Origin of the sequence: Paenimyroides baculatum (assembly GCF_008629655.1) — a bacterium.
GTDB classification, from domain to species: domain Bacteria; phylum Bacteroidota; class Bacteroidia; order Flavobacteriales; family Flavobacteriaceae; genus Flavobacterium; species Flavobacterium baculatum.
Genome location: NZ_VWSG01000011.1, coordinates 24,532 through 51,060, shown reverse-complemented (window position 1 = coordinate 51,060; position 26,529 = coordinate 24,532). Strand labels below are relative to the sequence as shown.

The following is a 26,529-nucleotide window of genomic DNA, read 5'->3' as shown; positions in this document are numbered from 1 at the left end:
ACTTATTAATCATAGCCAACCAATAACCAACTGTCTGCCTTTGTAGACCATATTAAATTGGCATGGGTTTGAACTTCATTACCAAATGAACTTATTATACTTGTACCTTGAGGTTGTAAATTTATTTGCTGCCCTCTTGACACAGTAATATTGATTTGGTCTCCTTCATATATACCTCTACCAAATTGAACAGTTCCGCCAGCTCCACCACCTTGAAATATAATATTATATATATGTCTTCTCAATCCATCTATATCTAAAGCATAAGTACTTCCTGCTGATGGAGTATCATAATGAGTGCTGTCAAAAGAACTATGAAATCTGATATAATCTCCGGATGTAACTTTCATTGTTGCGTTACCAACTTCATCATCTGTATTATCAGCTTCAGGACGTCCGTAAGATTCGTGTGAAGCAAAATAGATTGGCACTTGTGAAGATGTCGGACCAGGTTGCTGTGAATTATCTGTAGAAATATTTACTATTCCACCGCTACCAGAACCGGTTGCAGAAATCACGTTACCTACAATTGATATATTGCTACCTGCAGTTAAAGCATCTTGTTTGCTATTCCAAGTTGAAATATTACCTGTTGTGATATTTTTTACGTGCGTAGGAACAGTAGGATCTGTTTCAGTAAATGACGATAAATAGCCTTGACTTTGTACCCACGTTTGAGTGGCATAGCCATTTAGTGCAGATGCTGTAATGTAACCTGCACCGTTTGTAAGCTGATTGTTATCTGTTGGTATTTGCGATGTTAAAGCATAAGCAGATAAATCTAACCAATCTTTAAACTGACCTTTTGTTGAATAAGTCCATTTACCTGTATTGTTATCAAACAACATACTATACAAAGGATTTACAGCAGGTGCTGAACCGTCGTATAAATTCCAAGCTCCAACGCCTAAAACATTTTGCCAATTAGGTATATTAGTTAAATTTGTTCCGTCTATGTTAGCTTTGTTCGTTCCTAAACCTGTAATACCTAAAACACTTTGCCAATTTGGAATATTCTGTAAATTACTACCAAACACATTTGCTTTGCTATCTGGATCAAAATTTCCATCGTGCCAAATCCACCTTGCAGGGTTCCATTGGTTAATATCGTCATTACGTGTCCTAAATCCTAAACGATTTCCGCCATTTCCATAAGTACCAAATATTTCTGTTTGATAACCACCTCCAAAACCTCCGAAAGATATAGTCGAGCCTGCATAACCTTGATTTGCCCAATTGTAATCAAACCAAACCGTATTAACAAATCCATTATTAGAACCTGTTCCAGAAGCATTATTTAAACCTGCTTGTGAATTTAAAATTATACTATTTTTAACACCTAAAATGTTTTTAGCTTCTGCGATTGTACTTGGTCGCCATAAACTATTGATATTGTCATAAGTCATAAAATATTCAATATCCCCTCCAGTTGTTCCAAGGTATTTTTGACCGTTCCAAAAGCCAGTATCTAACAAAGAATAAAAACCACTTGTATTAGCTTTGTTAGCTAAAATAGCGTTGTAACTATTCCAAAGTTGTATTAAACCTGCTGAAATAATTTCACCTTGTATTTTAACAGTATTACCTAAAGGGTTTATATTTAAATCTTTTCCGCCATGAGACTGTATAAAATTTTCTATTCCGTCGTAGCCTATGGCAAAATTAAAATTAGTAGCTACTGTAACATTGTTAGTTCCTATAATAGCGTTTTGACTATTCAAATACCCTTGATACCATTGAGCGGAATTTCCGTGAGCTAAAGTGTCAATTTGAGCATTCACATACAAAGGTTTCCAAATGTCTACTTTATTTGCGTCCATGAACATTATAAAATCATCTATATACCATTGGAACTTATTAGAACCGTTGTTTCTTAATAGAAACGTATAATCTTCATTTGAACTGCTTCCAAAGCCTTGATAAGCCGCTTCACCACCGTTAACATCTTGAAATGAAATATAATTATCTCCTGTAGTACCTCTTGATCTAAAAATAGCTTTATTGGGGCTTATTCCGTAAAATATAGGTGTCTTATTAGTTGCGTCTGCGCTATTAGAAAGAACTTGATCCCAAGTTAAATTAATTGCTGTTTGAGAGTTTAAATATCCCTGATACCATAGGTTGGCAGAACCGTAAAGTGTAGTGTTTATATTTCCACTTGTAAAATCAGTATCGTAACCAGATCGGGGCGTAATATCTAAATTACCATTTGCGTTATACGTTATTGATGCGCCTCCACCTTGATTTGGTGCGATGTATATACCCGATCCGTTTCCGCCTATCATGGATAAAGTAGAGCCAATTGTCAAACTCTGGTTTGTGGTATTTCCATTTGTTGCAACCTGCTGTAAGTTTAACGCTAAAGCTGTGTTTATTCCTAAAGCATTTTGAAAATCTGTTTTAGTTAAAATATGACCATTCCCTGTAGAACTATTATAACCATAAAAATAATCTATTCCAATAACTCCACTTACACCGCCAAAAGTATTAGTATAGCCAACTCCCCAATTAAAAGTATCATTTGATTGACCAACATTTAAGCTCGGATAATTTCCGCTTTGGTTGGCTTTTAAATTAAGCGCCGACTGTAAACCTTGAATATTAGCAATTGCGTAATCGATAGAAAATAAAATGGTACCGGCATTATCTTTAAAATCTAATCGACTTGGTGTGGTACCGTTCCAATTTGCATTAGAAACTAAATTGGTTACAAAGCTGCTTACCGGAATTGATGATAATGTTTGATCGTAATCGTTAATTAAATCTAACGTATTGTTGCTTGGATTGTATACAAACTGCGTACCCTCATTATTTAAAAAAGCAACATTTAGTGTAGATAAAACCACACCATTACCATCTTTTATTCGAATTAAAGCGTTTGCCTGATCAGCTTCTAACTGAATACCGGCTAAAGCATCTAATGTATTTTTATCGGCAGTTGTGTAAGCTGCTGTGATTGCATCTAAAATTGCTTTATTAATGTGGCTGTGTCGCAAACTTACAGCAGCAGCTATATCAGCATTTATTTGGTTGTAAGAATCCAACAATGCTTTGTTACCGTGTGTATGCGAATTGTCAATTACCGTCTGCGTTAGATTATCTAAAACCAGCTTGTTACTGTGCGAATGGCGCATTAAAAAAGCTTCATCGTATTCGCCTAATTTAATGGCTGTAGGTAACTGATAACCGTTTTGGAATTGCAACCTCTGTGTAGCAGTATTTAAATCTATACCTGCAGTATTTGCACCCAACGTTAATGCGTTGTGAGATTGTGCGCTTGCAGTATCCCAATCAATAAGATCCTGTGGTGTGATACTGTCTAAAACCGATTTGTTTGTATGGTTATGATTATTGCCAATGGTTGCCGCTAATGCTCCAGATGCGTTTGAACCATCGGTATTAGCTTTGCTATCCGGGTTAAAATTTCCGGTATGGAAAACAGTATATTCCGCACTGCCAACTTTTAGTTTTAATGCATTGATATCATTCGCTAAAAAACGATGTGTAGCCAAATTAATATCACCATATTCAATTGTCATTTGACCCCCAATAACACGCAAAACTCTTTTAAACGAACCGCTAAAAAGATCACTTGATATAGTATCGATTTTCCAACTACCACCAATCGTATTTATTCCATTGATATCGGCTTTGTTGATCATTGCCAAATCGTAAACAGATTTTAATACAAAATCTGGTAAAATAGGATTTTCAGGATCAGATAAATCTACCTGAGAACTTACAATAGAATTCACGATGTTGCCATCGATCATATCTTTTTTTATTTTCTCTGTCATTGAATTCTGTATCTGAATGTTACTTTCTTGTTGGCGGTAATAGGGTAAGCAATTTCCTGTCGATGGATTATCAATTTATTTTCTTCGATATGGTAACTATTATCGTTCACAAATCCACCGTTAATGTGCAAGTCGTACCATTCATTTTGGTTAGGCACGCTTTCTAAATTCAGCATGATAAAATTTTCGTTTGCTAAATCCTGTTCTGTTAACTGATATATAAAAACCTGTTTTTGTTTTGGGGATGCACCTGCAGAAATAGCGTCTAAAACCTGCTGTTTACTATATATATCTAAATTACTGTGTACAACTTGTTGTTGGGATGCTGTTAATTCTTGTGCGATAAATTTTAATGAACCAGTTTCAAATACAGGATTTTCTTGAAGATTTTTCTCTATACCATCAATATTTATAGTAATACCAACTGGAACACGACTGTTTAATTCTTCGGTTAAATTTGCAACATCATCAATACCAATAGTAATTTCGGTACCTTCTTTACCATTTATTTTTTTAATAAAGCCCGAAAACAGATTATGAATAGGTACAATTGTATTGTTTCCGTTTAAGAAATCAACAACCAAATCATTATTATTATCTAATGCAACATTTGAAACTCCTTGATTATTTATCAACTGATAATTAACAGAACTGCCGTTATGTTGCTGAACGGTTAATGTACTTGTTTCGGCATCGAATGAGATATTACTAACCAAACTATCAATAGCACCACTTGCTAACGCACCAATATTAACTAAAGCTTGTAATTTTTGTGATGCACTTAGATTTTGTTCTATATACAGAACAGCATAAAAATCTTCTGGCGGTGTAGGTGTTTCCGAACTTGGCGAAAAACCTACTGGCTGTACGGTTCCTATAACTCCCATCTTAAATACCTACTATTGATTTTGTTATTATTGGTTTGTAACCTGCAGTTGTTTTTTCAATGATCGGTTTACCATTACATTGGGTAAAAGCTGCGGGATTTTCTTTTATGTATTCAACTGCCATTTTTGAATACTGATCGGCATTGGCGTTTAAATTATCAATCTTGTTTTTTAACTGTTCGTTCATCTGCACGGCAATATTCTGTTCGTACGGTAGTGCATCAAATTTCATTTTAATTCCGGTGCTTGTAATTTCAAAAACACCTTCGGCACAAACTTTGGCAACGGTTGCGTTTACAACAGCTTTTGCCAAATAGTCTTTTACAATTTTATCGTGAGTAGATAAATCACCCGTTTTTAAATGCTTTAAAAATTCATTACAAAATGTAACACCTAACAATTTATCTTCAATTAATTGAATGCTTGGTTGTAATGCCAGATAGGTTTGGCGGCTGTTGTGAATATTATAACCCGATTGAAATGCCGATGTACTGTTTACGATGTATTGATTGTAGATTGTAGAATAGTTTTCGTGCCAATCTGGAAAAGATTCTGGATTAGCTTCGAGAACTTCTAACAATTCATCCATTGCGCTGTGTGCAGAACGAAGCAACTCCCGACGGATATCGTTCATTTGAAACATGGTAATGTTGCTTCGGTTATCGCTTGTTACATTTGCCATACCCGAAGCATCCATCGTAATTGAATTAAATGGCGTAAAAAGGAAATACGCAAAGTTTGCAGCTGCTGTATATACCAAATCCGTTACCTGCTCTTTTAAATCGGTATCAATAGATAAACCACTGATTTTGCTATAAAGATTACCTACATACTTTTTTAAAAATTCCCGATCGGCTTTTTTTAAATACGGTGTGAATTCATCAATCTCAAAATTGGGTGAAACTGATATGTACTGCTTTAATATTTCTACTGTATTAATCATGCTAAATGCCGTTTTGTGTTGATGTTGGATTTTTGTCTAAAGTTGTTATTTCGGTGTTTTCGTAAGCGAATTTTATTTTCGGGTTCCAATTGTTGAAGTCCTGAATAAATTCTAAAACCGATAGCGAAACATCACGGTCGGGTGTTTTAAGTGCCTGCATAATATTAAATGCAACACGTTTATCTGATCCTGAACCTGCACCCAGTTTACCGCCCGGAATACCTGCACCAATTACCGAAGGATCTACACCCATCGCAAACAACACTTCACTGTTTGCAGCTTCGGCTTCAGGCAAGTAACTACCATCTTTAAATTTATCGTCAATAGGAGTGATCTTTACTGCTGATATCTGCTGATCTTTGGCATCTGCAAACATGATCGATGAAATAGATTTGCCCGAATTTGTATTTCCGGACAATTCGTCGGTAATTGCTTCTATTAGTTTTTTACGTATTGACAGTTTTTTTTCTAAATCGTATTTTTCCCATTCTTGGTAATAAAGCTTTTCAAAATATCTTTCATCGATTTCGATGATGTACTTAATAGAAACCTGGTTTTTAAATATATTAAGCTTGTATTCGGGTACGCTGTTGGCAACTTCTAACCAACCGCTGTTAAGAATTGAATGCCAATCGGCTTCCGGGTAAAAACTTTCATCTGATACGGGATACCCGAAAGGAATAGTGAAACGATCGATATTTTTTTCGATGCAGTATTCAATTATTTCTTCTTTGGTTAAGTACGGATTTATTAAAGGAATTTCGGAAACGTATTCTGTATCTTCTATATCGATGTTACTTACATTCCCAAACTTTGAAGAAACATAAATTTTATCTACAAAACCTTTATTATTTGGTGCTGCATAACGGCACCATGCCGTTTTTTGTCGGCGAACAGATGCAATAGATTTGCGATCAACAGATAAAACAAATTCGGGAAAAGCCACATTGAACCATTCCAGATCTTTTATTGTTTCCTGTAAGAAAAGTTTGTATCTGATTTTTTTAAGGAATGCTTCAATTACCGGTTCTTCATCAATCGGAACAAATTCTACAACCTTTTTACCGGTTTCTGATTTACTGTTTTTGTACAGTGTTAAACCGTTACCGTAATGGGTGCGTTCTTTAACACGCATTGCCGATGAAGCCGAACCATTTTTACGGACCGCTTTAGCTAACGTAGTAGGGAATTTGTCTGAATCGCCCCACTCAATATATTTTTTACCTGCTTTACTGTTAGGTTTTGAAGTTGTATGCGAAGTTTCTGAACCATTCACACTTTTAACCATGGCAACATTTTGTTTTCCGTTGGTTTTTCCTTGTACCTCTACAAATGTTATATCTCCAAATCGTTGCATTAGTATATAATAGGGTGTGAGTTAATTGTTATTAAAAAATCTATTCTTATGGTTTTTACAGAACCATCTGGAAACTCAATGTTTCGCGTGCGGTTTTTATAATGGTTCGGGCGTTTGTTTTGCTTTACTTCATTTAGCACGGTAGCAACAGTTTCGGTTTTCTTTTTGTCGTGGTTAGCTTCTGGCAGTAAGCGAACGTTTTCGTGAAAAACATATTTACCGCCTTTACCTGTTTGATCATTGAACGTTCTTAAAGCAATGTCAAAAGGAGCAAACGAACCATCGGGTTTTCGAGTGTTCATAATTTCCAAAGCCTGCTTTAAAAAGATAGATGTTCTGTTTTCCATAGTTCAAAGGTCGATTTACAGCCTACCAAAAAAAAGGACATCATTTTTAAGCACGTTTTGATACCTTTTTTACACTATATTTTTAATTATCTATCTGATAATCAAAGATTAAAAGCATTTTTTTTATTTAATATTCTAATTTTAACACGAACGTGCCCGACGGTCGCCTTAAAATTTTTACAAATGCCATTTTTCAAAAAAAGGATATATGAAAACGCTAAATGTTAAAATTTTAACTTTTAGCGTTGATTTTCAAGGTTTTACGTGTGATTATCCAAGTTGGATACCACCTAACTGGTGAAATGATGAAGATTTTCGTGTAAACCTGTCGTTATACCTGTGGAAGATAGGCATATCGAATGCATCGGTTAAATGGGTTGCATGTTCTTGCGGTAAACTTTGATTACGTTCACTACTCTTGTTTTTCTCAATACCATTAGTACCTTCTTTAGCTTCTGCACGTTCCAATGCAATAATAAGATCCGGATTGTTATGCTCGTTAATACGTATGATTGGAAGATTAGGATCTGATTCTTTTAAACAAGTATTGATAAGTAAATACTTTTCTGCGTGAGTAGGTGCAGAGGTTTTAGCCATAACAATAACAGTCCAATCGTGTGCCGTTAGAATGTCTTTTATTTGTTGAAACAAAGTTCTACTACTGTTTGGCAGCTTGTTATGTCCATCGTGACCACCATAAATATAACATACTTTATGTTTATGGAATCTGTAGTAAGGTATTAGTTGTTCAATAAGTAAATCATCCAACAACTTAGGATTCTTAACAAACATACTTTTTAACTTTCGGTATTCTAAAACTTTACCGGTGTTGTTTTCTTGACCAACAGTAACACTATTGAAAACTCCAAAATCAAAAGAAAAATCTAAAGGTGCATTCTCATCAACATCAGTATCGTAAATACTAGAATGTTTATATAAAGTTCTAATATCAAACCCTTCCTGCGCACTGGTATTGTATGCTTCATAGTAATGTACTTTAGGGTTTAGGTTAGCGTAAAATCCATCCTTAACACCATTTGGGCGTATGTTTAATATTTCAGTATCATACATCAATTGGCTTGGTGCCTGCTCCTTCATTCTTTTAAACCAGTCTTTTTGCAGATAAGGGTTAGATAATGCAGAAGCCATGATAAATAAATATTCATCAGGATACTTTTTAGCTTTCGCTTCCATTTCTAATATCCACATACCTTTTCGAGATATCGGCATAGATGATACATAGAATTCAGATCCTAACAACGGACAATTTGCAAACTCTTTTTTCTGGGCACGGTTGGTTGTCTTAACGTTATTGTAAAGTTTATCAGGATCTAACGTTAAACCTTCATCACCAACTTCGGCATAAGAGTTCAAACCACGACCACTGTTTGGATTATCTAATGAAACCAATTGAAATATCGAACCATTTGCAAAGTGCATCACATTGTTCCATTGCTGTGGCGGTTGAAAAGGCATTGCAAAACCATGCCGTTTACCACACCTACCAATTACATAATCAACATCTTGGTAAAAACCGAACATTTCCAAACCTTCAATAGCACTGGGTAACGTACGCGAAAGCAATTGTGTGTAAGTAGCACCAACCAACGCAAAAGAAGCACGTGGCATTGCTAAAACCAAATCACGCATATGTTTACCCATAATGGTAGTTTTACCGGCACCACGCCCCATAATTGCAAACTTTCGTTTTTGTGGTGCGATGCTGATAAAAAACTGCGGAATAGTTAATTCAATATTTAAATATTTACGCCTACCTGCTACCATCTTCTTCTTCGGTTTCTTCGTTGTTTACTTCTTCAAAGTCTACATCGGTAGCATTAAAATCATTAAGATCTACTACACCTTTCACAATCATTTCCATAAATTTCGCCATTGCTTTATTGTTAACCGAAAGTTTAGGGGTAACTGCTTCGAATTTCTCTGGATTGAATTCCAAGTTTTCTTCTTGATCCAAACCACCAAATTTACTCATCAACTCAATTGCTTTAGCTTCAACTTTAGTATCGCCACGTTCACGTGCACGCTGCAGTAATTGAAAAGAATATTCGTACAGAAGTGCCTGTTTGGCTTTGCGGCTTGTTTCGTTTATTTCACCGTACAACAGTTCGCTATTGCGAATATCCGAATAAGCCTGTGCCTGCTCAATGTCAAACTTTTCTTTTAAAAATGTAACAATCTTTTGTTTGTTCCAATAATTTAATCGCAGCTGCATTACGTACTGCAGACGTTCACGAACAGCTTCCAAAGTTGGCGAAAGAGGATACTTTTCCGGATCTGCATAATATGCACGGAGTTTATCAAGCGATGTGTCGCCACGTTTAAACGCTAGTAGATTTGACATCGATTGTATTTTTTATGATTAATTGTTGTTCACGTTTTTGCAGGATATCTTTTTCCTGCTTTGCTATTTTTCGCAGTAGTTTATTACGTTCTGCAGGGTTTTCTTCGGCTGATAAATTCGCCTGATTTATTTTCAATCGTTTTTCCATTCGGCTAACCGATGAATTTATGTTTGCCTGTTCACGTAGCAATTTTCCCATAGAATAGGCAGATATATTTTCTACCGATGTTTCTTTTGGCAGTTGCTTGTGTTTTTGCCAGTATTCTATTTTATCCCAACAAACAGCATTTGCTTTAAAATTGCGTGATATACGTGTTTGTATTTCCAATGCAGTAGCTTCATCTTCAATAGCAACTTCGTTAAGCTGTACTTTTAACAGACAGTTTTCTTTAAACAGATTATTTGCTTCTAACAATATTGGGCGCAGTTCCGGTGGCAGTTCATGGAATAATGGCGCAATACGTTTGCTTTCTTTTTCGGCAGTTTGTAAAACAACATTTTCTTTTGGCTTTATACCTGGTGCAGTAACATTTGTAGGTAGTGCAGTAAGCTTGGTAGGTAGTGTACTTACCTGTTTAGGGATAAGCTTTTTAAGTTCGTAGATAAGCTTTTCTTTGCGCTGTGTAGTTTCGCGCAAAGCAAATTGGCGTAGTAACATTTTACTGCACCCTTTAGTGTTTTTATAAATTTTGACGCCTTTATTATAATCTGCGCCATTATCTAACCAATGTTGTATAACTTCCATAGTACAAAAATGGAAGTTGTAAAACCTTTAAAAAAGGACATTAAAAAACCACCCTTTTCGGGTGGTTAGTTTTTTAACTGTTAATTTCAATAGCTGTTATAACTTCATCAAGTTTGTTACAAATATCTTGCGCATCGTAAACAGGTGATGTATTATTCTCAATTCTAGAAAGTGCTGAATTAGTAATATTTACATTGTCATTTAAAGAATTTATTTCATCTTTAATTTCATTAAGAACTTGTATTAATTGTTCAAATTGTTCGTTTGTCATAATTGTTTATTTAGGTTTATTCTTTTATTTTTTCATATATAGTAACATTAACATCAATGTCACCGATTTTTTTAACTCGTTTATCGGTAGCTTTCCAACCTTGTGCTTCAATGTATTTAATTGCTTTACGGTAATCGCCTTTGTTAAACTTGTTGCCATCTTTATCGTAAATAGCCTGTGCATCCTTTAAATCGTAATTATTAGGGCGGAATTTATCCTGTCCGTAATCAATAAAAACACATTCTTCGGTAGTGAACGGTTTAATTGCTGCATAAAGTTCAAACGAATCTGCTACCTGGTTTAAATCTTCTTTGTTAACCATAATTTGCGCAGATACCGCCGATGTTGTTCCTAAAAGAACTAATAATGTAAGTAGTTTTTTCATGATAAAATTAATTAAGTGTTGAACAAACTTAACTAAAATTTTTAAAACAATACTAAATTATCAGTAGGGTTACTTAAATCATAATTAGCAGTTAGTACTTCAATTTTCTTTTTACCGGGTCCGCCAGTACCATTTGCTACACTAACAGTTTGCTCAATATTACGAGTAAACCAATTGTTTTTTTTGCTGTAATCGGTTAAAATATCACTAGGGTATGATGACATTAAAAATTTTCCGTCGCATTGCTGCAGGGTTATTAAAAGGTTTTCAAAATCATCTTTACTGTAACCGTCATAATGTCCGCAATCGGAGTTGAAATAAGGAGGGTCACAATAGTGAAATGCATCTTTATGATCACGACTTCTTATAATCCTCAACGCATCTGTATTTTCTATTTGTACGTTTTGTAAACGTATAGCCAAATTTTCAGTAAAACTATTTTTCTTACCATTCAGTTTTTTAGGCATCGTACTACCTTTAACATCATAACCCCAGGAACCATCTAACATAGCACTAAATGATTGTGTTGATAAAACCCAAACCGCCCATGCACGTTGAATGCGTGTAAATAAATGTGGGTTTTCATACATTACTGTAGCATCAGTATGCAATGATCGACTGTGTAAACTTATTCGAACCATTTTTTCTAATTCGATAAATTCATTTTTACATACTTCATAGAAATTTATTAGCTCACGGTTGTAATCGTTTATTATTTCGGCTTCACTGGGTTGTTTTGCCCAGAATATAGCACCGCCTCCAACAAAAGATTCAGTGTATGTTTTATGTTTTGGTATTAAAGGCAAAATAGTAGATACCAGGTTTTGTTTGCCGCCATAGTAACTAATTGGTGTTTTCATATTCAAACCATTGATTTTTTATATATTTGTAATCTCACATTCATATAATAGCAAAGCCACCATTAAGAAGACTTATGTCCTCCAACGGTGGCTTTGGTGCTAAATTTAAAATGAATGTGAGAGTTTACTTTTAAATGTTGGAGGACTTTTATTCCTCCTCTTCCGAAAGATCTTCAATTGTTTCTGTTCGTAAATCAAATGGGCTTTTAAGGCACCAACCTAATTCTAAACCTTTTTGAATTTCAATATACTTTCTGTTTTCAGCTTTCCTTTTGGTACTGTTTTCTACAACATACATTGTTTCTTTGTAGCCCAATTCTTCCAGAATTAAAACCAATTCATAATCACTAATGCAATCAACAGGAAAAGTATTCCACAAGAAAAAAAGCAACTGCGAAGTTTTCATCTTCATGTTGGCATTTTCGGGCGTACTGGGTTCAAAGTTATTTTTTATAAATTCTTTAATTTTTATTTCGTAACCGTACATAGCAAAAATTTTAAGGAAAAAACGCTCACTAAAAAGCAAGCGTTTTAAAACAAATTATAAACATTTAATTACGGTGTTACCGTGGTAACAACATCGCCTTTGTAAATTGGTGCAGGCCATTGCTGTTTATCGGCAATTGTAATGTTTAAGCCATTAACACCTTCACGCGGACCTTCAATGATATGTTCCTGGGTTTCAATCCAAGCAGCAAATTCATCACTTCCCATTTGGCGTAAGTTTTTTGTACCAATTTCGCGGATAAGGCAAATTAATTTTTTATTTTTTACCCAACGCATGAATCCAAGTAAGCGGGCTTTACTGCCAACAATTTGCCCTGCAAGTTCGTTTTGAAACAAACGGCGTTCTTTTTCACCAATCTGCGTTGATTTAATGTTTGGAGTTTCTTGGATAAACTCTAATTTTTCCCACTTTTTATCGGGTTTTAAAGTGTGTCCGGGTGTTCCTGAAATCTCAATCAATTCTTCTAAAGTTGCAGCTGCATTTGGACTATCACCGCACAAATCTTTAGGATCGGTCATTGTAGCTAAATTTTTTCGCTCAATGAAATACAAATCGGTCGATAGACCTGCACTTGGTTCACAGCTTTCGCCGTTAATGTCATCTAATGGAATATCTGGCATGGTTACGCTCTTTTAATGAATATGCATTTACCCATAACAAGTTCATGCAATAATTCAGGGTTATTTAATACTTCTTCTTGCGAATAAACTTCGCCATTGTAGCGAATGCGTTTAGGTGCATCGGCAGTAAAACCATAACCTTTTTCAGGTTTTTGTTCTTCGGCTTCATGCTGTGCTTTCGCATCGGCTTCCTTCTGTGCTTTCGCATCAGCTTCCTGCTGCGCCTTCGCATCGTCTTCTTGTTGTGCTTTTGCATCGGCTTCTTGCTGTGCTTTCGCATCAGCTTCTTGCTGTGCTTTCGCATCGGCTTCCTTCTGTGCTTTCGCATCAGCTTCCTGCTGAGCCTTCGCATCGTCTTCTTGTTGTGCTTTTGCATCGGCTTCTTGCTGTGCTTTCGCATCAGCTTCTTGCTGTGCTTTTGCATCTACAGCCTTTGTTTCCTGTACATTTTCTACAGGTGTAGCTGCTGCATCCTTTGATGCAGCAACTTCTTCTGTTTTTCTTACTGACTTTGCCATTTGTTATGGTGTTACAGGTTCAAATACTTCTTGTGGAAAATAAATTTTATTTAATTCATTGTTTCCTAAACCGCGAACAGCATCACCGTCAAAATTTCCAACAAATACCAACTGGTTAATTGCAAAATCGTAGTTTAAAGTAAATTCCATAAACAATTTTAGAACATAATCTTGTTTTTGGATATCCGTAATTTCTGGCTTATCGATAATGTCGATTAAACGTTTTAAGTTACCATCAACTGTAGTGAAAATTACATTACCAGGAATAGGCAATACAATAATTTCTAAATCTAATAATGGTGTTCTACCGGCACTGTTAGCAGAAAAATCAGTATTATCTCCATACGTATCTCTCCAAGCTTTTTTGTACAATAAAGCCATTGGGCGGCTCATAAAAACAGGACCTTTAGCGTAACGCAATGGAATACCCGTTTCGAATTCTTCAACAACATCAAGAATGTTAGCTAAAACAGCTACCTCTAATGGAATTGAAAACATAGGATCGGTTGCAGACAGCAAACCTTTTTTAAGCAGGGTTAATAAACCGTTTAAAGATTTTCCAAATTCTCCATCGGCATTAGCATCATCACGTTCGCCTTCCATAGATAAAATTTCCAAATCAATAATAACTTGTTTTTTCAAGTCATCAGTTATGTGTTCAGATATTTGGTGATCTTTTGCGTCTTTACCTTCCGTATATAATTTAGCCAACCATGTACCTAACATATCACTTGGCTTAAAAGAAAAGTTTACTTTTTGTTTAAAAGATTTTAAAAGTTTTGCACGGAAATTAGCTTCTCCCAATTCCTGCCATTCACTCTTAAATCCTTGTACTACATGGCTCATTAAAGAGTGAACCATAGGATACTCACCGTTTATTTTTGTCAGTGTTTGGGCGTATTTGTTCACCGTTATTTCGGCTTCATAAACCATTGACGACAATAAGTTAGGGTTTTCTTGAATGTAGGTCCCTAATTCTTCTTGAACTTGATCTAATTTTATCGACATATTTTATTTATTTAAATATTGATTTGCAAATTGATTATGGCTTGCTTTTTCATCAAACGAGCCCTTCTCATCTTCCTTCGGTTTTTCAGTTCCGGTAGGGTTTGTGTGCCCCGCAGATAAACCTGCAATACGTGCGGTAATATCTGCCTGCGTTGCATCGGCTTTTAAACCTAACGCCGTAGCAATTTCCTGTACATTGTTTGCGTGTTCGATAGTAGCAGTTTGCAATGCCGTTTCTGCTGTTGTTTTAGCTTCGTTTGCTGTTTGCAAAGAAGTTTCTAAAGTTTGTTTTTCGGCTACAGTAAAAACAGAACCCAAAGCATCTTCCATGCTTTGCAGTTGTTGTTCGTTGAAGTATGTGCCTTTTTCTTCATCGATGGCTAGGGCAGTTGCTACACCTATTACCGCCATCACTCGTAGGTGATTTGACATTTTCATATTAAGATTTGAATTATTACTATTTTGGGTTTCTTTGGTATTGAAGATTGATTGAATAAGCGTATCCATTTGCCCGATGGTATCGATTAATCCTAATTCTAAAGATTTTTCGGCATCATATGTTGATCCATCAAAAACAGATTCGTTTACATTTGGGCGTGCATCTTTCACGTTGTTAATGAATGTATCGGTAATAGGATCTAATTCGTTTAGAATGTAGCTTTCCGGATTTCCTGCCAATAAATCGCGGTACGATTTGTTTTTAGCTGTTGATTTGGTAGCATATTCGGTAATAACCTTTGCGCCTTGTTTTTCGTAGTATCCGGTTAAGTCAACAAACGAAATCATTGTACCGATGCTTCCAATCATATCGGCACGCGGATTTGCGGTAATGCTAGTGGTTGCCGATGCTATGTAGTATGCTGCTGAACACAAATAACCGTCGGTATAAGTGTGAATCGGTTTTTGTGCAGCCTTTAAAAAATCGTAGAATTCTGCGGTACCCGAAACCTGACCACCACCCGAATCTATATCAAGCACGATACCTACACACATTGGATCGTTCAAATATTCCTGAAGTACTTTTTGATGATCTTTAGTGCCAGTAGGTCCGCATGCCTGATTGTATTTAAATATGGTAGATTTTATAGGGTTTACCATTACAAACGGTTCGTTTGCTTTAGGTAACACCAAATCGCCCCATTTATCATAAGTAGCAAGTACAACCGTACCATTTTTTAAAACAATGGCAGGTTTATATTTTTCTGAAACTTTAAAATCGGTACCGGCTAATACCGATTGCAGTAATGGAAGCATTCCGTTAATTACAGAAGGTTCCATATACCATTTACCGCTTAATAAAGAATGTAGATTGTCGATCATTTGATGTTACACTATTTGTACGATACAAATTTGGTTTAGTGCAATACCAAAAAAAAGGACATTGATTTTATAGAGAGTAGTAAACCGGGCGTTTACGAGTGGTACCCTGTATTTCAACAGTAACAAAAGCTTTATCTGTAATAACGCTACCGTTTTTTGGTGTGAACTTCATAAACAAAGGTTCTTCGTTTGTGCCAAACAGTTTTTTAAAACCGCTGTAGTAACTTACTATGGCAATACCCGGTTTGTTTTTGTACATATCCAACAGCGTTTCCAGTTCTTCGGCACGGGTTAAAATGTTATATTTTAAGGCATTTTCGTACAATTCACCGCTGTTACTTTCTTTAATTTTACTGTCATCGCCAAAGCTTTCTTCATCTACTGTTGCGATTATACTTTTGGTATTGGCAGCAAAAACCAATTGACCAGAATTTTTATCGGTTAGCTGTATAGGCCAGTTGCTAACTTCGGTAAGCAGATAAAATTCAATTTTGGCAATACCGGCTAATTGTTCTTCTTTATATATTTCTTCCATTTTTTATATACTTTTTTCCGTAATTTGTCCCTTTTTTATTCCTTGTAATTCAATGGTTTACAAGCGTTTTTTTATCCTTGTCAGATTTTATATTGTCGTGTTTTCGCTTATAGTCACGATAAACGGTTTCAAACTTCAAATCATCTTCGGTTATGCCGTAATTATTTAAAAATTCTTTGATGGCTGCAGTAGCTTTTTCGCCTTTTACAATTTTTGAACGGATGAAAAGGTGCATATCTTCACGAAATAAATAATAAAGCGCACCACCCAGTGCATTTAATGTTGGGATATCGATAGAATGGCCCACATTTTTAAAACACCATTCGGTTAAAACCACTTCGTAAACATCATCGGTGTAGCGGATGCGTTCGTTTGGATTATAATTTTTAGTAAGTTTTTCGTGGACCATTACACCCAACAGACTTTGCCGGGTAATGGTGTGCTGTAAGCCATATCTGGCGATCAGATATTTTTTTACGTAGGTTTTGCAAGGGATTTTTAAGTTAATCATATAAAGTTGAGTGTTTTATGTTATAAAAATACACCCTTTTTCGGAACAAAACTACCGTTTTCGGGAATAAAAACCAAAAACGAAACAAAAAACTACCGTTTTCGGTGCTGTTTTTTTGAAAAAAAAGTTCCACAATCCCACATTGTTGATTTTTAAGCAGTTGCATTGTGGAAGGTAGTTCCACATTGTTGGAACTGGTGATGATTTGTTGGAAAGGATTTTTTTAGTTCCACAAGTTCGGACAAAAGTTCCAACACTTTTAATAATAATAATTTGTAATAATACTTAATATAAATAACTATATATCAATAAATTACTATATATATAAATATAAAATGTTGGAACTGTGGAACTGTTGAACCAAAAATCCTTCTTCTTCATGCAAAAAAATTTCTCTGAAATTTTATATTTTGGGGGTGTGGGGGTGCGGAATATCGAAACGGAGCGATACTGTATGTTTTTACAATAAGTGTATATAAAGGAAAAACCGATCGTGTTACTGATCGGTTTCAAGGGGGAATGGTTTTAAAGTGTAAGTTAGTTCTGTAGTGTAGGGGATTTCTTTTATTTGTTTAAGATAACCTCTTTTATATCCTCCAATATAGATATCCTTATCATCATTATACGACCGCAGGTAAAATATAATTTCTTCTGGATCATTTATACGCGCAATGTTGTAGGTTCTTTCTTCTATGAAGTTTAAAAATTCCGGTCTACTGTTGAAATTAAATCCAATCGTGTTTAAGTTTTTTGTTAAATAATCCTCTAGAAAAGCAACAAATTTTGATGATATTTCATCAGTGAAATGATCTGCTTTAGAATAAGGAAACTCAAAATTATTTCTATCCATACTGTACGTTTTAAAGGTTAATATTTAGGAGTAAAAGCACCGGTTATCCATTCGCTTACGGTTTTTACATCATTAAACCCGTAATCAAAATTGTCTCCAAAAGGATAATCATTGAAACCCGGATACCATTGTTTTTGCAAATGTTTTTTAGCTGCTTTATAAGGGTAATTTATTCCCATGTCTAAAGTAGTGTAAACCTGTTCACCATTAAATTCTGTTATTCTATGTAAAACCGTTGCAACGTCGCAATTAAAACCTTCGGTTAAATTATACATAAAGGTGGTATTTGTTCCCGTTCGTTTGACTTTATTTAAAAGATCTTCTGCACCTTCAGAAGAAAAGAAAGGTATAACTTTCAATTGCTTCTCTATTTCTATTAAATTATTTAAAAAAGCATGTCTTTCTTCTTTTGTATCAAATATATAATCACCAGATTCGTAATTATGTTCTTTTTTTAAATCGGAGTTAAAAAAACCGCCCCAAACTTTTACGTGATATTGGTATTTTTTCATGATAATGTTTTTTGTAAATATAGTTAACAATTATATTTTCTTTTTATAGTTTTCTTTGATTTCTTCAAGCTTTTGCTCAAACTTTGATTTTGCACGGTCGCGCTTCTTTGTTTCTACAACTAATGAAATAATTGCCGATAAGAAAGCAATTTGTTCGAGTTCAGCCATACCGTCACCAACATCAATAGGATCAAGATTTCCGAATTGTTCGACTATCTGTTCATCGGTTATCACTTCACCGGTTAACATGCAGTAAGCTTTGCGTACCGTTTCGTTTTTAAATGTGAATGTTACGTTCATAACTAACTAATTAAATATTGAAAATTAAACGTGCCGTTTGTTTCAACCACACGCCCCAGAACCTTCTTCTTTATCTTTACCAGAACTTCTTTACGGTTTATAACAATTTCAGCGTGTTTCGGGTTTGCTTTTTCCTGGTCTAAAACTGCCGAACAAACAGCTTCTATCTGTTCGGCTTTATTTTGGTTGTTCATTAGATAAAATCTTTAGGTTTTTCAATACGTTCATATTCGTACACCCACACATAAGGGTTTTTATCCCAACTTTCTATACCATTGATTTTTTGCCATAGGGTTTGAAAGGAATGTTTTGCAGATGGTCCAAACTTATCTTTTAAATAATGTTTAAATAAATAATCACCATAATTGGTTTTTTGCCTTTCAATTCCTTCAGCAATTGCATCAGCTTCGCTTATATCCTGCAAACGTTCCGCACGAACATTGGTTACATATATAAATATACGTGCAGCTCCTTTAGGCATGTGTATCGATGGTTTCCAACCGCCAATTGGTCTATGGCTATAATCTTTCTCTGGATGATTTACTTTATACAAAACATTGTCATCACTTCCTTGAAAGCAAAAGCTTTCACGAACCCAAAGGATATCACCAATCTGGTATTTTGCTTTCGATGTGTTTTTTAAATCGCTGCAAGCAGAACATACTGTATAGGTATCATCAACCCAGTAACACGCTGTACCTGTTTTTTCTATGCATTGTGTGCAATCGGTATCTACACAACCGCAAAACATACATTGTCCGAATTTGCTTTTTATAATTCTGCGTGTCTGTGTTTTTCTTCCGGATAAATTTGCCTGTACCATATCGGTACCAAACAAAATCGGTTTATAAATATTTTTCATTTTCATTTTGATTTTAAGATTTAGATGTTCCCGACACGTATGTCGGGAACTGTTAAACTTCAATTTGGGGTTTACTCAACGGTTGGTTGCAGTTCTGGCAAACTATCTGTGTTATCTCGATCGTTACTATTGTCTGTAACACTCGTAGTACTTGCTGTTGGTGTGTACACTCCAATGGCAACGTGGTAATTGTGGTGTTTGAGCGTGTAGATCTTCTTTTGCTTGGCTTTGACATCGATGTAATTAATAATTTTAGCTTTCGCTGTTTTTTGGTTTGCCAATTCGTTTAATGCTTCGGCTTCTTTGGTAAAATCTTTTTCGTTAACAAAGAATTTAGGCTGTGGTTGTTTTTTTGCTGTCATTCTGCTTTTTTTTATTTGTTAATACTATTTCAATAGCTTCTTTAATTTTTTCCAATTCGCTTACGCATACATCAATGTAAATATCATCAGGAAAATCATCCATACTATTCTCAATTTGTATTTGTGTAGCATCTTTTTGAATTCTAAATTCAAATCTACCTTGATCATCTTCTGAAGTAAATATTACTTGATAATCGTTTTCATATATATATGACATCTTATTAGCCTATTACGATCAATAGGGAAGTTTTAAGGTAATTTTTGTGATATATTTAATAATGGCTAAAGACCTTTTTTTAGACAGTATCAGATCTTTTTTAAATGTTATAGCTAACTTGTTGCTTACTAAACCATAAGATGAGAAAGGTTGAACTTTGGATAGCATATCCATAATTCCTTTATCTTTCTGAACTATTTTTATAAATTCTCTTGAATCAGGAAGTCTATAATTTTTCCATTCAAAAATTAGCCTTTGAAAAACTCTACCGTCTCTATAAACTACTTGCTTATGCAAACATTTATCAAATAATTCCGAAAAATTATTAAAGTCGTTTTCTATCGAATATTCATCTTTTTTTGACATTTTAATTCACCACTTACTACAAGTGGGAAGTTTGATTGTTGTAGGAATAATTAGCTGAAGATTTAAAGAACACAAATAACCTGTTACCGTAGTAAATGGTTCCGTTGTATAGGTAGTATTTATCGTTCCCTTTTTTTACTACCTTTTCTTTCCATACGCAAAAAGGTTTTGCAAAAAGCCTAGCTTTAATGTTTTGTAGCATAGTACGAGTTTTAAAATTTTCGGGTTTGTTTATTCTTTATAATTAAGCTGCGTACGGTGAAGAATACACCAAACACAAATACTGTTATTAAAATGTCTAAAATCATAATGGTTGGTTTTTAACGTGTATATTTTATAATTGCATCTTCAATATGGTAATCTTCATTATCATACCATTTATCTCTTATTTTTTCTTTACTCTCTGAAATCTCTAATTTTTTAGAGTAAGCTAATTCGGTGAATGCTTCCCACCAGTCAAAAAAATTATCATACATACTTTAAAGGTTTAATTGTTATCTATTTGTTCAAAATTTGTAGTTACATAAACACTGCCTTGGCGGTAAAGCTGTCTAAATTCAACTTTATCCATATTGTCGTGAACGTATCGCGGGTACGGATCAAACTTTCCAGTCAACACACTTTTTAAAAAGTACAAACACCCTTCGGTGCGTAAGGCATTAAAATCTTCTTCTGATGCCTGTTTTAATGTAAATGCTACTTTCATAATTCAATATTTAAAAAGGTGTATCATCACTCGGTTCACCGTTTAATTCCATTTGCCGTTGAATAGGTTTCATTTCTTGCGGTATAACCGGACCATTTTTTACGGAATAGATTGGTTCACCGTTAGCATCAAAATTAGTATCAGGTGTATCAACTACTTCGTTTCTGTCGAGATTCAAAATATTACCCTGCATCATGGCATCGTAATCAAACACAACAGCACTTGTAGAAATTTTACCGAAACGTTCACTACCCACAACACCCAAAAAATATTTTTTGCTTTTAAAATAATTGCGTATGGTACCTTCGGTAATAACTTCGGCACCTTCACGCATAGAAATTTCTTTATGATACAGCTGATGCACGGCATTCAATCGTAAAAAAAGCAAACGCTTATTGTCTTTATTTGTCCAAATCATATCCGGTTCGCCTTTACGTGTTTGAAATCGAACAGATAGTTTAGCATCTATTTTAAAATGCTCACCTTCTTTAATAAAATATCTATCTAATAAGTATTCCATAACGCGCCAGAATTCCGCCAAACCTTCGCTTTCTACAATTAAATCACTGCTTTCTAAAATCATATTTTTAAAATGGGTGTAAACATCTTCCCATTTAAAGGGCATGTTCATTACTTCTTCGTAAATTTTAAAAGGTGTAAGCAGTATCATGTAGCTTTGCATCATACGTTCCTGGTATTCGCGACCTTTTAAATCGGTTTTAATCATCTTGATCAGTTCGCTGTAGGTGTCGTGAATATTTTTCAATACAAATTCCTGATGCACCAACAGATCGGTAATTAAACTGCTTAAACCTTTTTCTTCCCAAGACTTTAACAGGTTAAAATCTTTCATTTGTTCGTTGGTAAATGCTTCCTGCGGTTTTATAAAATGCATTAAGATTGATCGCGATGTGATTGAATTATCATCGCGGCTGCTTAAATATTGCGATGCAATAACAAGCGGTGTTTTTACCTTAACCGTTGCCGTACGTTTATCATCGTTGTATTTACTTAATTCACGACCACGACCATCGTATGCACCTTTTATACCTTGAAAAATTTTGTCGTCAATGTTGTCGTTGAATTCTTCTAAAAAGTTTGGAATGTTGTTGAAGCGTGCCAAACGGCGGTTAAATGCCGAAATGGTTGCCGTATTCAAATCAAACGGAACCTGTTTGTGTGTAAACATATTGGTAAGGCTCATGCCGTATTTTGTTTTACCCGATCCTTTTTCGCCTGTCATAAAAACAAAAGGGAAAGCTTCGTATCTCTTTGAAAACACATTACGGTAAAGCGATGCAAGATTAAAGCAGATACCGGTTGAAGCTTTTTCAAATCCGTAAACCTTTACCATTTGATCTGCCCATTGGTAAAATGTTACCGGACTTTGATTGTAAACCAAACAGCGGTCGTTTTCGTAATCATCATCATCATCATCGTTGTATTTGTTTATTTCCGAAAATGCCGGCAAATAGTAATGGTTGCTTTGCGTGTGAAATTCTGAACTGTTTTCGGTTTCAACCGGAATATCCAATTCTATTACACCGTACGGATTGATTTTTTTTACAATGCCTTTATAAAAAATACTGTCGGCAAATGCAAAAAAGTTGTGGCGGTCGTTTGTACCAAGCGTAAAAACTTCATTAGCTTTTACAAATTCTTTAGACATGCGGTTTCTAAACAAATAATAGTGGCTTGCTGTGGTATTTTCTTCGAAAACATAATTATCATCACGAAAAATTATTTTTTCAAAGGTTGTTTTAGCAACAAAATCATCACTGTTAATGGCTAAAATGCGTTTAATTCCGTCTTCGTTTACTATTTCGCAGATACGTTGATTGTTCTTTTTACCGCCAATATGGAAAATAGGTGTAACACGGAAATTTGTTCCTTTAAAAAAGCCTTCTTTACCACGAAACCAGTACGAATTACCAACCGTACAGTAACGGTGCTGTAAAAACTCTTGATAATCTGCACCTTTAGGCAGGTTTAATTTTTTAAGTTCTGCATCTTCAACTTTCAGCTTTGATTTTGCTTCGTCTTCAACACGCTGTTGGATATCATCCACATAACCACGAAGTTCTTTTTCGGAAATTTTTAAAACTTTCGATAAATTTTTGGCAAAATCTTTACGTATGTAATCATCCTTAATGGCAAAAAGCATATCGGCAACTTCCTTAAAAACTTCGGGCATTTTGTAAGCATCATCTGCAGCACGGTTTTTTAAAAGGGTAGTTTTCCAAGTAACGGCATCGGTACTTTTATCTTCTATGTATTTTTTAAGGTTGTTTTTTTGCGAAAAACTGTCGGGATCTTCGCCCTCTGGTAAATGGCATATCAATACACGTAACCCGGCACCCAACAAAATATTGATATCTTTAACAGCGGCTCTGGTACCTGCACCTAATTCGGTATGATTGATATTTTTATAGGCTTTTTCTAAAACTTCAAAATCAGCGGTATCAATTACTTCGTTGTACTTCTCCTTTATATCATTAAAAAATTCGGTAACGTTTTTTGATTGCAGATCAAACTTTAAATTATACTTTTTTATAACGTTTTTACCTTCAGTAATGAAATCTTTATAAGTACCAGGTACATCGTTATCACGGCAAATTATAACAGTACGTGCGTAGCGCGCTATAAGTTCGGCCTGTTTATCGGTTAAGGCAGTACCACATGTTGCAATAGCTGTATCAACACCGTTTTGGTGTGCTGCTATAACATCGGTATAACCTTCCATTAAAACCGCCTGCTTGGTTTTGTGTATTACGTTTTTGGCTTGGTATAAACCGTAAAGCGTAGCCGTTTTTGAATAGATATCACTTTCTTTACTATTCAGGTACTTTGGCGAATTATCTACGTTACCCGACTGCCGACCGCCAAAACCAATTACTTCGCCTTTTACGTTTTGTATAGGAAACATTAATCGATCATTAAAAAAATCGAAGTTTCTACCGTCTTTTGCCGAAATTAAACCTGCTTGTACACCTACATCGTACAAAGCTTTTTCGGTAAGTGATTTTGTAACAAGCCTTTCACCCGGAGTGTATCCAATACCGAAGCTTAAAATACTTTCTTGGTTAATATTTCGTACACCAATCATAACCTTTGCCCAATGGGTTGCAGGTAGCTTTTGCAGTTGTTCTTTATATTCTTTCGCAGTGGCACGCATTACACCTAATTGCTTTTCGCGTGCATTATGCTTTAGCTGCTGTTGTTCTGTAAGGGCTTCGTGTTCTACAAGAATACCGCAGATGCCGGCAACTTTTTCAACAGCTTCTATAAATGTGCAGTTTTCACGTATTTTAACGAATTCAATAGCATCGCCACCTTGATTACTGCTGTAACAAAACCATGTGTTTTTTACAGGATTAACCATAAATGATGCAGTTTTATCTTCGGTAAAAGGCGATCGGCAATTGTAGTTACTACCCGCCTTTTTAAGATCGCAGTATGAACCGATAACTTTAACTATATCGGCTTCACGAACGTGGTCTATTGTGGTTTCTTTGATCATGGGTTAGTAGATTGGCGGTTTTGGTAGTGCTATTGGATGATAGTGAGTAATATTTAAATGACAATCCCACGAACCATTCCCATAATAGCATTGGATAGAAATAGATTTATATGAATCATTATCAATAACAAAATAATTACCATCGTATTTAGGATTATCATCTTCACTTTCAATTTTTACCCAACCGTTGTTGTTTTCAATACCAATCAGTGATTTTGGTCTCCATTTATGAGTATTACTATCAGAAAAGTACCCACCTTCAATATTATTGTCATAATATTCTCGTGTCATTCCTAAATCTAGACATGTAGGAGATACAAAAACATTATCTTTATTAATCATTGTACACCATCCCGAATCATCTATATTATTCTTTACTTTGTCGTAGTATTCACCGTATGCTTCCTTAATTTTATCTTGCTTTGTCATAACTATTCAGCATTAATTATTGTAAAAAAATCATCTTCAAAAGTCCAAGTATCGCACGAAACCAACTTTACACCGTCTTTACCTTTTAGCGATGGATAACCTTCTTCATCAAAATTGTTTATGATACCCTGTTTGTTGTAATCCATTGAAAGGTGTAATACCTGCTTTGCCAGTTTTTTAGCGTATTCGGCATACAGATCACCTTTTTTATCGTATTGCCAAACAAAGAAGTTTAGGCACTCATTTAATAAAGCTTCGGTAAATTTTTCGGTATTGAATTGAATAACACATTCCCAGTTGTCGTATTCAATTGTATATTTTTTAATAGCCATAGTTTAGTTTTTTAATTCGGTGATTAGTAAAATCATAGATTCTATAATATGTATGTCCTGCTTTGCTTTTTTAGCAAGCTGTTGGTGTTTTAATATGGTTTTTGTATAACCGAAATACATGTGCTTATTATCTGTAATTATTTTGTTGTTACGTAAATGACATGTATGTTTTATTTTATATTCGTGATACGCCAACCTTAGTTTTGTGGTTGCCAGCAAATCGGTTAAAATCTTTGGTGAGTTGAACAAATGGCAAATTGCCAATGCATCTAAAAATTCTGGTGTTTGCTTTTGGTTGGCGTAAACCGAAATTTCTTCGATAATTTTAGATCCTAATGAACTGCTGTAATTGGTAAAGTGAACAAAAGCTTCGTCTAACATAATTGGCAGAATTTCTTCCGAAAAAGTATCGGTAAACATTTTGTAAGCTTCTGCAGGCGATGTGTCTTTTAAAAAAGTTTTCATAAGTTATATAGTTACGATGTTAAGTTTAATGGCTTGTGTTATTACACCGGCTTTGCTTTGCACATTCATTTTTCGCATAAGGTTGGTTTTATGAGTATCTAAAGTGCTTTGGCTTATTTTCATGAAAATTGCAATTTGCTTATCTGGATAATCGGTTGCCAGAAATTGTACAACTTGCAATTCGCGGGCGGTAAGATAACTACCATTAACGTTTACTTTTTTACTTTTCCATTTTGCACACATACAGCACGGTGAACAAGCAACGGCTTCTACATTACCAATGGTGCCGTCTGCATATATATCGGTTTGATTATCTGCTGCACCGAAGCAGTGCATTACAAATTCTTCTAACGCGGCACTTAAAGGTAATTTACCAAGATCGCGCATTGCGATATCATCATTTAAAAACATTTCCAATAAATTGTCTTTGGCGATATCATTTAGCTGACTAAAAGGTTTTGTTTGTCCGTTTTGAATAAAAAAAACTTTTCGGTGTTTTCTTTCAGCGAATAATTCAATGTTTTTATCAGTGGGAATTATTCCGGCAATTAAATTTTGCGTAACTTCGTTCATGATTTTATGATTTAGAGTTTTAAACTTTATTTCTATTAAGCCAAGGTTGCACCCTTGGCTT

The 26,529-nt window shown here is 34.9% G+C and carries 33 protein-coding genes; all 33 read right to left on the bottom strand.

The genetic code is table 11. The features are described from left to right. Positions 1–5: 5 nt before the first annotated feature. Positions 6–3,797 (bottom strand): hypothetical protein, encoded by a 3,792-nt coding sequence (locus F0460_RS13275; protein WP_150014035.1) that lies wholly within the window; start codon positions 3,795–3,797, stop codon positions 6–8. Continuing rightward, positions 3,794–4,684, bottom strand: coding sequence for a hypothetical protein (locus F0460_RS13270; protein WP_150014033.1), 891 nt, complete (start codon positions 4,682–4,684; stop codon positions 3,794–3,796). Before F0460_RS13270 ends, F0460_RS13275 begins: the two co-directional genes overlap by 4 nt. A gap of 1 nt (position 4,685) precedes the next feature. After that, positions 4,686–5,627 (bottom strand): DUF6712 family protein, encoded by a 942-nt coding sequence (locus F0460_RS13265; protein ID WP_150014031.1) that lies wholly within the window; start codon positions 5,625–5,627, stop codon positions 4,686–4,688. Between the two features lies 1 nt (position 5,628). Beyond that, complete coding sequence (locus tag F0460_RS13260) at positions 5,629–6,984, bottom strand: phage portal family protein (protein ID WP_223810819.1); 1,356 nt, start codon at positions 6,982–6,984, stop codon at positions 5,629–5,631. Beyond that, a complete protein-coding gene (locus F0460_RS13255; RefSeq protein ID WP_150014029.1) occupies positions 6,984–7,331 on the bottom strand; it encodes a hypothetical protein in 348 nt (115 codons plus the stop codon). Before F0460_RS13255 ends, F0460_RS13260 begins: the two co-directional genes overlap by 1 nt. 270 nt (positions 7,332–7,601) lie before the next feature. Further along, on the bottom strand, positions 7,602–9,116 hold the full coding sequence (locus F0460_RS13250) for a hypothetical protein (protein WP_150014027.1): 1,515 nt from the start codon (positions 9,114–9,116) through the stop codon (positions 7,602–7,604). After that, the gene (locus F0460_RS13245) at positions 9,103–9,693 is read right to left on the bottom strand and encodes a hypothetical protein (RefSeq protein WP_150014025.1); all 591 of its coding nucleotides are present in this window, start codon (positions 9,691–9,693) and stop codon (positions 9,103–9,105) included. Before F0460_RS13245 ends, F0460_RS13250 begins: the two co-directional genes overlap by 14 nt. Next, positions 9,671–10,438, bottom strand: coding sequence for a hypothetical protein (locus F0460_RS13240; RefSeq protein WP_150014023.1), 768 nt, complete (start codon positions 10,436–10,438; stop codon positions 9,671–9,673). The genes F0460_RS13245 and F0460_RS13240 overlap by 23 nt, the downstream gene beginning before the upstream one ends. A gap of 73 nt (positions 10,439–10,511) precedes the next feature. Beyond that, positions 10,512–10,709 (bottom strand): hypothetical protein, encoded by a 198-nt coding sequence (locus F0460_RS13235; protein WP_150014021.1) that lies wholly within the window; start codon positions 10,707–10,709, stop codon positions 10,512–10,514. Between the two features lie 16 nt (positions 10,710–10,725). Continuing rightward, positions 10,726–11,094: a hypothetical protein gene (locus F0460_RS13230; protein WP_150014019.1), complete on the bottom strand. Its 369-nt coding sequence runs from the start codon at positions 11,092–11,094 to the stop codon at positions 10,726–10,728. A 41-nt stretch (positions 11,095–11,135) separates the two neighbouring features. Further along, on the bottom strand, positions 11,136–11,954 hold the full coding sequence (locus tag F0460_RS13225; protein WP_150014017.1) for a DNA adenine methylase: 819 nt from the start codon (positions 11,952–11,954) through the stop codon (positions 11,136–11,138). Positions 11,955–12,102: 148 nt separating this feature from the next. Next, positions 12,103–12,441 carry a hypothetical protein gene (locus tag F0460_RS13220; RefSeq protein ID WP_150014015.1) on the bottom strand — a complete coding sequence of 113 codons (339 nt, stop codon included), beginning with the start codon at positions 12,439–12,441 and terminating at the stop codon, positions 12,103–12,105. A gap of 68 nt (positions 12,442–12,509) precedes the next feature. Next, positions 12,510–13,082, bottom strand: coding sequence for a hypothetical protein (locus tag F0460_RS13215; protein WP_150014013.1), 573 nt, complete (start codon positions 13,080–13,082; stop codon positions 12,510–12,512). 2 nt (positions 13,083–13,084) lie between these two features. Further along, the gene (locus F0460_RS13210; RefSeq protein ID WP_150014011.1) at positions 13,085–13,600 is read right to left on the bottom strand and encodes a cell envelope integrity protein TolA; all 516 of its coding nucleotides are present in this window, start codon (positions 13,598–13,600) and stop codon (positions 13,085–13,087) included. 3 nt (positions 13,601–13,603) lie between these two features. Continuing rightward, entirely contained in the window at positions 13,604–14,608 is a 1,005-nt protein-coding gene (locus tag F0460_RS13205; RefSeq protein ID WP_150014009.1) for a hypothetical protein, read from the bottom strand. 3 nt (positions 14,609–14,611) lie between these two features. Continuing rightward, positions 14,612–15,928 carry a S49 family peptidase gene (locus tag F0460_RS13200; protein ID WP_150014007.1) on the bottom strand — a complete coding sequence of 439 codons (1,317 nt, stop codon included), beginning with the start codon at positions 15,926–15,928 and terminating at the stop codon, positions 14,612–14,614. Positions 15,929–15,995: 67 nt separating this feature from the next. Further along, on the bottom strand, positions 15,996–16,463 hold the full coding sequence (locus F0460_RS13195) for a hypothetical protein (protein ID WP_150014005.1): 468 nt from the start codon (positions 16,461–16,463) through the stop codon (positions 15,996–15,998). A 49-nt stretch (positions 16,464–16,512) separates the two neighbouring features. After that, positions 16,513–16,974, bottom strand: a complete 462-nt coding sequence (locus F0460_RS13190; RefSeq protein ID WP_150014003.1) for a hypothetical protein — start codon at positions 16,972–16,974, stop codon at positions 16,513–16,515. A gap of 496 nt (positions 16,975–17,470) precedes the next feature. Then, positions 17,471–17,824 (bottom strand): hypothetical protein, encoded by a 354-nt coding sequence (locus F0460_RS13185; protein ID WP_150014001.1) that lies wholly within the window; start codon positions 17,822–17,824, stop codon positions 17,471–17,473. A 17-nt stretch (positions 17,825–17,841) separates the two neighbouring features. Next, complete coding sequence (locus F0460_RS13180; RefSeq protein ID WP_150013999.1) at positions 17,842–18,336, bottom strand: hypothetical protein; 495 nt, start codon at positions 18,334–18,336, stop codon at positions 17,842–17,844. A 30-nt stretch (positions 18,337–18,366) separates the two neighbouring features. Continuing rightward, a complete protein-coding gene (locus tag F0460_RS13175) occupies positions 18,367–18,636 on the bottom strand; it encodes a hypothetical protein (protein WP_150013997.1) in 270 nt (89 codons plus the stop codon). A gap of 2 nt (positions 18,637–18,638) precedes the next feature. Further along, positions 18,639–18,830 (bottom strand): hypothetical protein, encoded by a 192-nt coding sequence (locus tag F0460_RS13170; RefSeq protein ID WP_150013994.1) that lies wholly within the window; start codon positions 18,828–18,830, stop codon positions 18,639–18,641. Beyond that, positions 18,830–19,498 carry a hypothetical protein gene (locus tag F0460_RS13165; protein ID WP_150013991.1) on the bottom strand — a complete coding sequence of 223 codons (669 nt, stop codon included), beginning with the start codon at positions 19,496–19,498 and terminating at the stop codon, positions 18,830–18,832. Before F0460_RS13165 ends, F0460_RS13170 begins: the two co-directional genes overlap by 1 nt. A gap of 71 nt (positions 19,499–19,569) precedes the next feature. Next, positions 19,570–19,860 carry a hypothetical protein gene (locus tag F0460_RS13160; protein ID WP_150013989.1) on the bottom strand — a complete coding sequence of 97 codons (291 nt, stop codon included), beginning with the start codon at positions 19,858–19,860 and terminating at the stop codon, positions 19,570–19,572. Next, positions 19,832–20,077 carry a hypothetical protein gene (locus F0460_RS13155; RefSeq protein WP_150013987.1) on the bottom strand — a complete coding sequence of 82 codons (246 nt, stop codon included), beginning with the start codon at positions 20,075–20,077 and terminating at the stop codon, positions 19,832–19,834. The genes F0460_RS13160 and F0460_RS13155 overlap by 29 nt, the downstream gene beginning before the upstream one ends. Before the next feature lie 18 nt (positions 20,078–20,095). Next, a complete protein-coding gene (locus tag F0460_RS13150; RefSeq protein WP_150013985.1) occupies positions 20,096–20,443 on the bottom strand; it encodes a hypothetical protein in 348 nt (115 codons plus the stop codon). Positions 20,444–20,763: 320 nt separating this feature from the next. Further along, on the bottom strand, positions 20,764–20,919 hold the full coding sequence (locus tag F0460_RS16220) for a hypothetical protein (protein WP_190304156.1): 156 nt from the start codon (positions 20,917–20,919) through the stop codon (positions 20,764–20,766). 11 nt (positions 20,920–20,930) lie between these two features. Continuing rightward, entirely contained in the window at positions 20,931–21,149 is a 219-nt protein-coding gene (locus tag F0460_RS13145; RefSeq protein WP_150013982.1) for a hypothetical protein, read from the bottom strand. Between the two features lie 10 nt (positions 21,150–21,159). Beyond that, the gene (gene dnaG, locus F0460_RS13140) at positions 21,160–24,669 is read right to left on the bottom strand and encodes a DNA primase (RefSeq protein ID WP_150013979.1); all 3,510 of its coding nucleotides are present in this window, start codon (positions 24,667–24,669) and stop codon (positions 21,160–21,162) included. A 3-nt stretch (positions 24,670–24,672) separates the two neighbouring features. Next, positions 24,673–25,098: a hypothetical protein gene (locus F0460_RS13135; RefSeq protein WP_150013976.1), complete on the bottom strand. Its 426-nt coding sequence runs from the start codon at positions 25,096–25,098 to the stop codon at positions 24,673–24,675. A 2-nt stretch (positions 25,099–25,100) separates the two neighbouring features. Then, complete coding sequence (locus F0460_RS13130; protein WP_150013973.1) at positions 25,101–25,430, bottom strand: DUF2528 family protein; 330 nt, start codon at positions 25,428–25,430, stop codon at positions 25,101–25,103. 3 nt (positions 25,431–25,433) lie between these two features. Beyond that, positions 25,434–25,895, bottom strand: coding sequence for a hypothetical protein (locus tag F0460_RS13125; protein WP_150013971.1), 462 nt, complete (start codon positions 25,893–25,895; stop codon positions 25,434–25,436). Positions 25,896–25,898: 3 nt separating this feature from the next. Next, positions 25,899–26,468, bottom strand: a complete 570-nt coding sequence (locus F0460_RS13120) for a response regulator transcription factor (protein WP_150013968.1) — start codon at positions 26,466–26,468, stop codon at positions 25,899–25,901. Positions 26,469–26,529 lie beyond the last annotated feature (61 nt).

Excerpts from the sequence above, each read along its gene's own strand:
- F0460_RS13135 (WP_150013976.1), bottom strand. The coding sequence starts at position 25,098 with ATGACAAAGCAAGATAAAATTAAGGAAGCATACGGTGAATACTACGAC.
- F0460_RS13255 (WP_150014029.1), bottom strand. The coding sequence starts at position 7,331 with ATGGAAAACAGAACATCTATCTTTTTAAAGCAGGCTTTGGAAATTATG.
- F0460_RS13240 (WP_150014023.1), bottom strand. The coding sequence starts at position 10,438 with ATGGAAGTTATACAACATTGGTTAGATAATGGCGCAGATTATAATAAA.
- F0460_RS13245 (WP_150014025.1), bottom strand. The coding sequence starts at position 9,693 with ATGTCAAATCTACTAGCGTTTAAACGTGGCGACACATCGCTTGATAAA.
- F0460_RS13130 (WP_150013973.1), bottom strand. The coding sequence starts at position 25,430 with ATGGCTATTAAAAAATATACAATTGAATACGACAACTGGGAATGTGTT.
- F0460_RS13225 (WP_150014017.1), bottom strand. The coding sequence starts at position 11,954 with ATGAAAACACCAATTAGTTACTATGGCGGCAAACAAAACCTGGTATCT.
- F0460_RS13175 (WP_150013997.1), bottom strand. The coding sequence starts at position 18,636 with ATGAACGTAACATTCACATTTAAAAACGAAACGGTACGCAAAGCTTAC.
- F0460_RS13210 (WP_150014011.1), bottom strand. The coding sequence starts at position 13,600 with ATGGCAAAGTCAGTAAGAAAAACAGAAGAAGTTGCTGCATCAAAGGAT.
- F0460_RS13215 (WP_150014013.1), bottom strand. The coding sequence starts at position 13,082 with ATGCCAGATATTCCATTAGATGACATTAACGGCGAAAGCTGTGAACCA.
- F0460_RS13150 (WP_150013985.1), bottom strand. The coding sequence starts at position 20,443 with ATGTCAAAAAAAGATGAATATTCGATAGAAAACGACTTTAATAATTTT.
- F0460_RS13125 (WP_150013971.1), bottom strand. The coding sequence starts at position 25,895 with ATGAAAACTTTTTTAAAAGACACATCGCCTGCAGAAGCTTACAAAATG.
- F0460_RS13250 (WP_150014027.1), bottom strand. The coding sequence starts at position 9,116 with ATGGTAGCAGGTAGGCGTAAATATTTAAATATTGAATTAACTATTCCG.
- F0460_RS13230 (WP_150014019.1), bottom strand. The coding sequence starts at position 11,094 with ATGAAAAAACTACTTACATTATTAGTTCTTTTAGGAACAACATCGGCG.
- F0460_RS13160 (WP_150013989.1), bottom strand. The coding sequence starts at position 19,860 with ATGACAGCAAAAAAACAACCACAGCCTAAATTCTTTGTTAACGAAAAA.
- F0460_RS13200 (WP_150014007.1), bottom strand. The coding sequence starts at position 15,928 with ATGATCGACAATCTACATTCTTTATTAAGCGGTAAATGGTATATGGAA.
- F0460_RS13205 (WP_150014009.1), bottom strand. The coding sequence starts at position 14,608 with ATGTCGATAAAATTAGATCAAGTTCAAGAAGAATTAGGGACCTACATT.
- F0460_RS13190 (WP_150014003.1), bottom strand. The coding sequence starts at position 16,974 with ATGATTAACTTAAAAATCCCTTGCAAAACCTACGTAAAAAAATATCTG.
- F0460_RS13145 (WP_150013982.1), bottom strand. The coding sequence starts at position 21,149 with ATGAAAGTAGCATTTACATTAAAACAGGCATCAGAAGAAGATTTTAAT.
- F0460_RS13170 (WP_150013994.1), bottom strand. The coding sequence starts at position 18,830 with ATGAACAACCAAAATAAAGCCGAACAGATAGAAGCTGTTTGTTCGGCA.
- F0460_RS13180 (WP_150013999.1), bottom strand. The coding sequence starts at position 18,336 with ATGAAAAAATACCAATATCACGTAAAAGTTTGGGGCGGTTTTTTTAAC.
- F0460_RS13185 (WP_150014001.1), bottom strand. The coding sequence starts at position 17,824 with ATGGATAGAAATAATTTTGAGTTTCCTTATTCTAAAGCAGATCATTTC.
- F0460_RS13260 (WP_223810819.1), bottom strand. The coding sequence starts at position 6,984 with ATGCAACGATTTGGAGATATAACATTTGTAGAGGTACAAGGAAAAACC.
- F0460_RS13220 (WP_150014015.1), bottom strand. The coding sequence starts at position 12,441 with ATGTACGGTTACGAAATAAAAATTAAAGAATTTATAAAAAATAACTTT.
- F0460_RS13195 (WP_150014005.1), bottom strand. The coding sequence starts at position 16,463 with ATGGAAGAAATATATAAAGAAGAACAATTAGCCGGTATTGCCAAAATT.
- F0460_RS13165 (WP_150013991.1), bottom strand. The coding sequence starts at position 19,498 with ATGAAAAATATTTATAAACCGATTTTGTTTGGTACCGATATGGTACAG.
- F0460_RS13120 (WP_150013968.1), bottom strand. The coding sequence starts at position 26,468 with ATGAACGAAGTTACGCAAAATTTAATTGCCGGAATAATTCCCACTGAT.
- F0460_RS16220 (WP_190304156.1), bottom strand. The coding sequence starts at position 20,919 with ATGTATGATAATTTTTTTGACTGGTGGGAAGCATTCACCGAATTAGCT.
- F0460_RS13155 (WP_150013987.1), bottom strand. The coding sequence starts at position 20,077 with ATGTCATATATATATGAAAACGATTATCAAGTAATATTTACTTCAGAA.
- dnaG (WP_150013979.1), bottom strand. The coding sequence starts at position 24,669 with ATGATCAAAGAAACCACAATAGACCACGTTCGTGAAGCCGATATAGTT.
- F0460_RS13265 (WP_150014031.1), bottom strand. The coding sequence starts at position 5,627 with ATGATTAATACAGTAGAAATATTAAAGCAGTACATATCAGTTTCACCC.
- F0460_RS13275 (WP_150014035.1), bottom strand. The coding sequence starts at position 3,797 with ATGACAGAGAAAATAAAAAAAGATATGATCGATGGCAACATCGTGAAT.
- F0460_RS13235 (WP_150014021.1), bottom strand. The coding sequence starts at position 10,709 with ATGACAAACGAACAATTTGAACAATTAATACAAGTTCTTAATGAAATT.
- F0460_RS13270 (WP_150014033.1), bottom strand. The coding sequence starts at position 4,684 with ATGGGAGTTATAGGAACCGTACAGCCAGTAGGTTTTTCGCCAAGTTCG.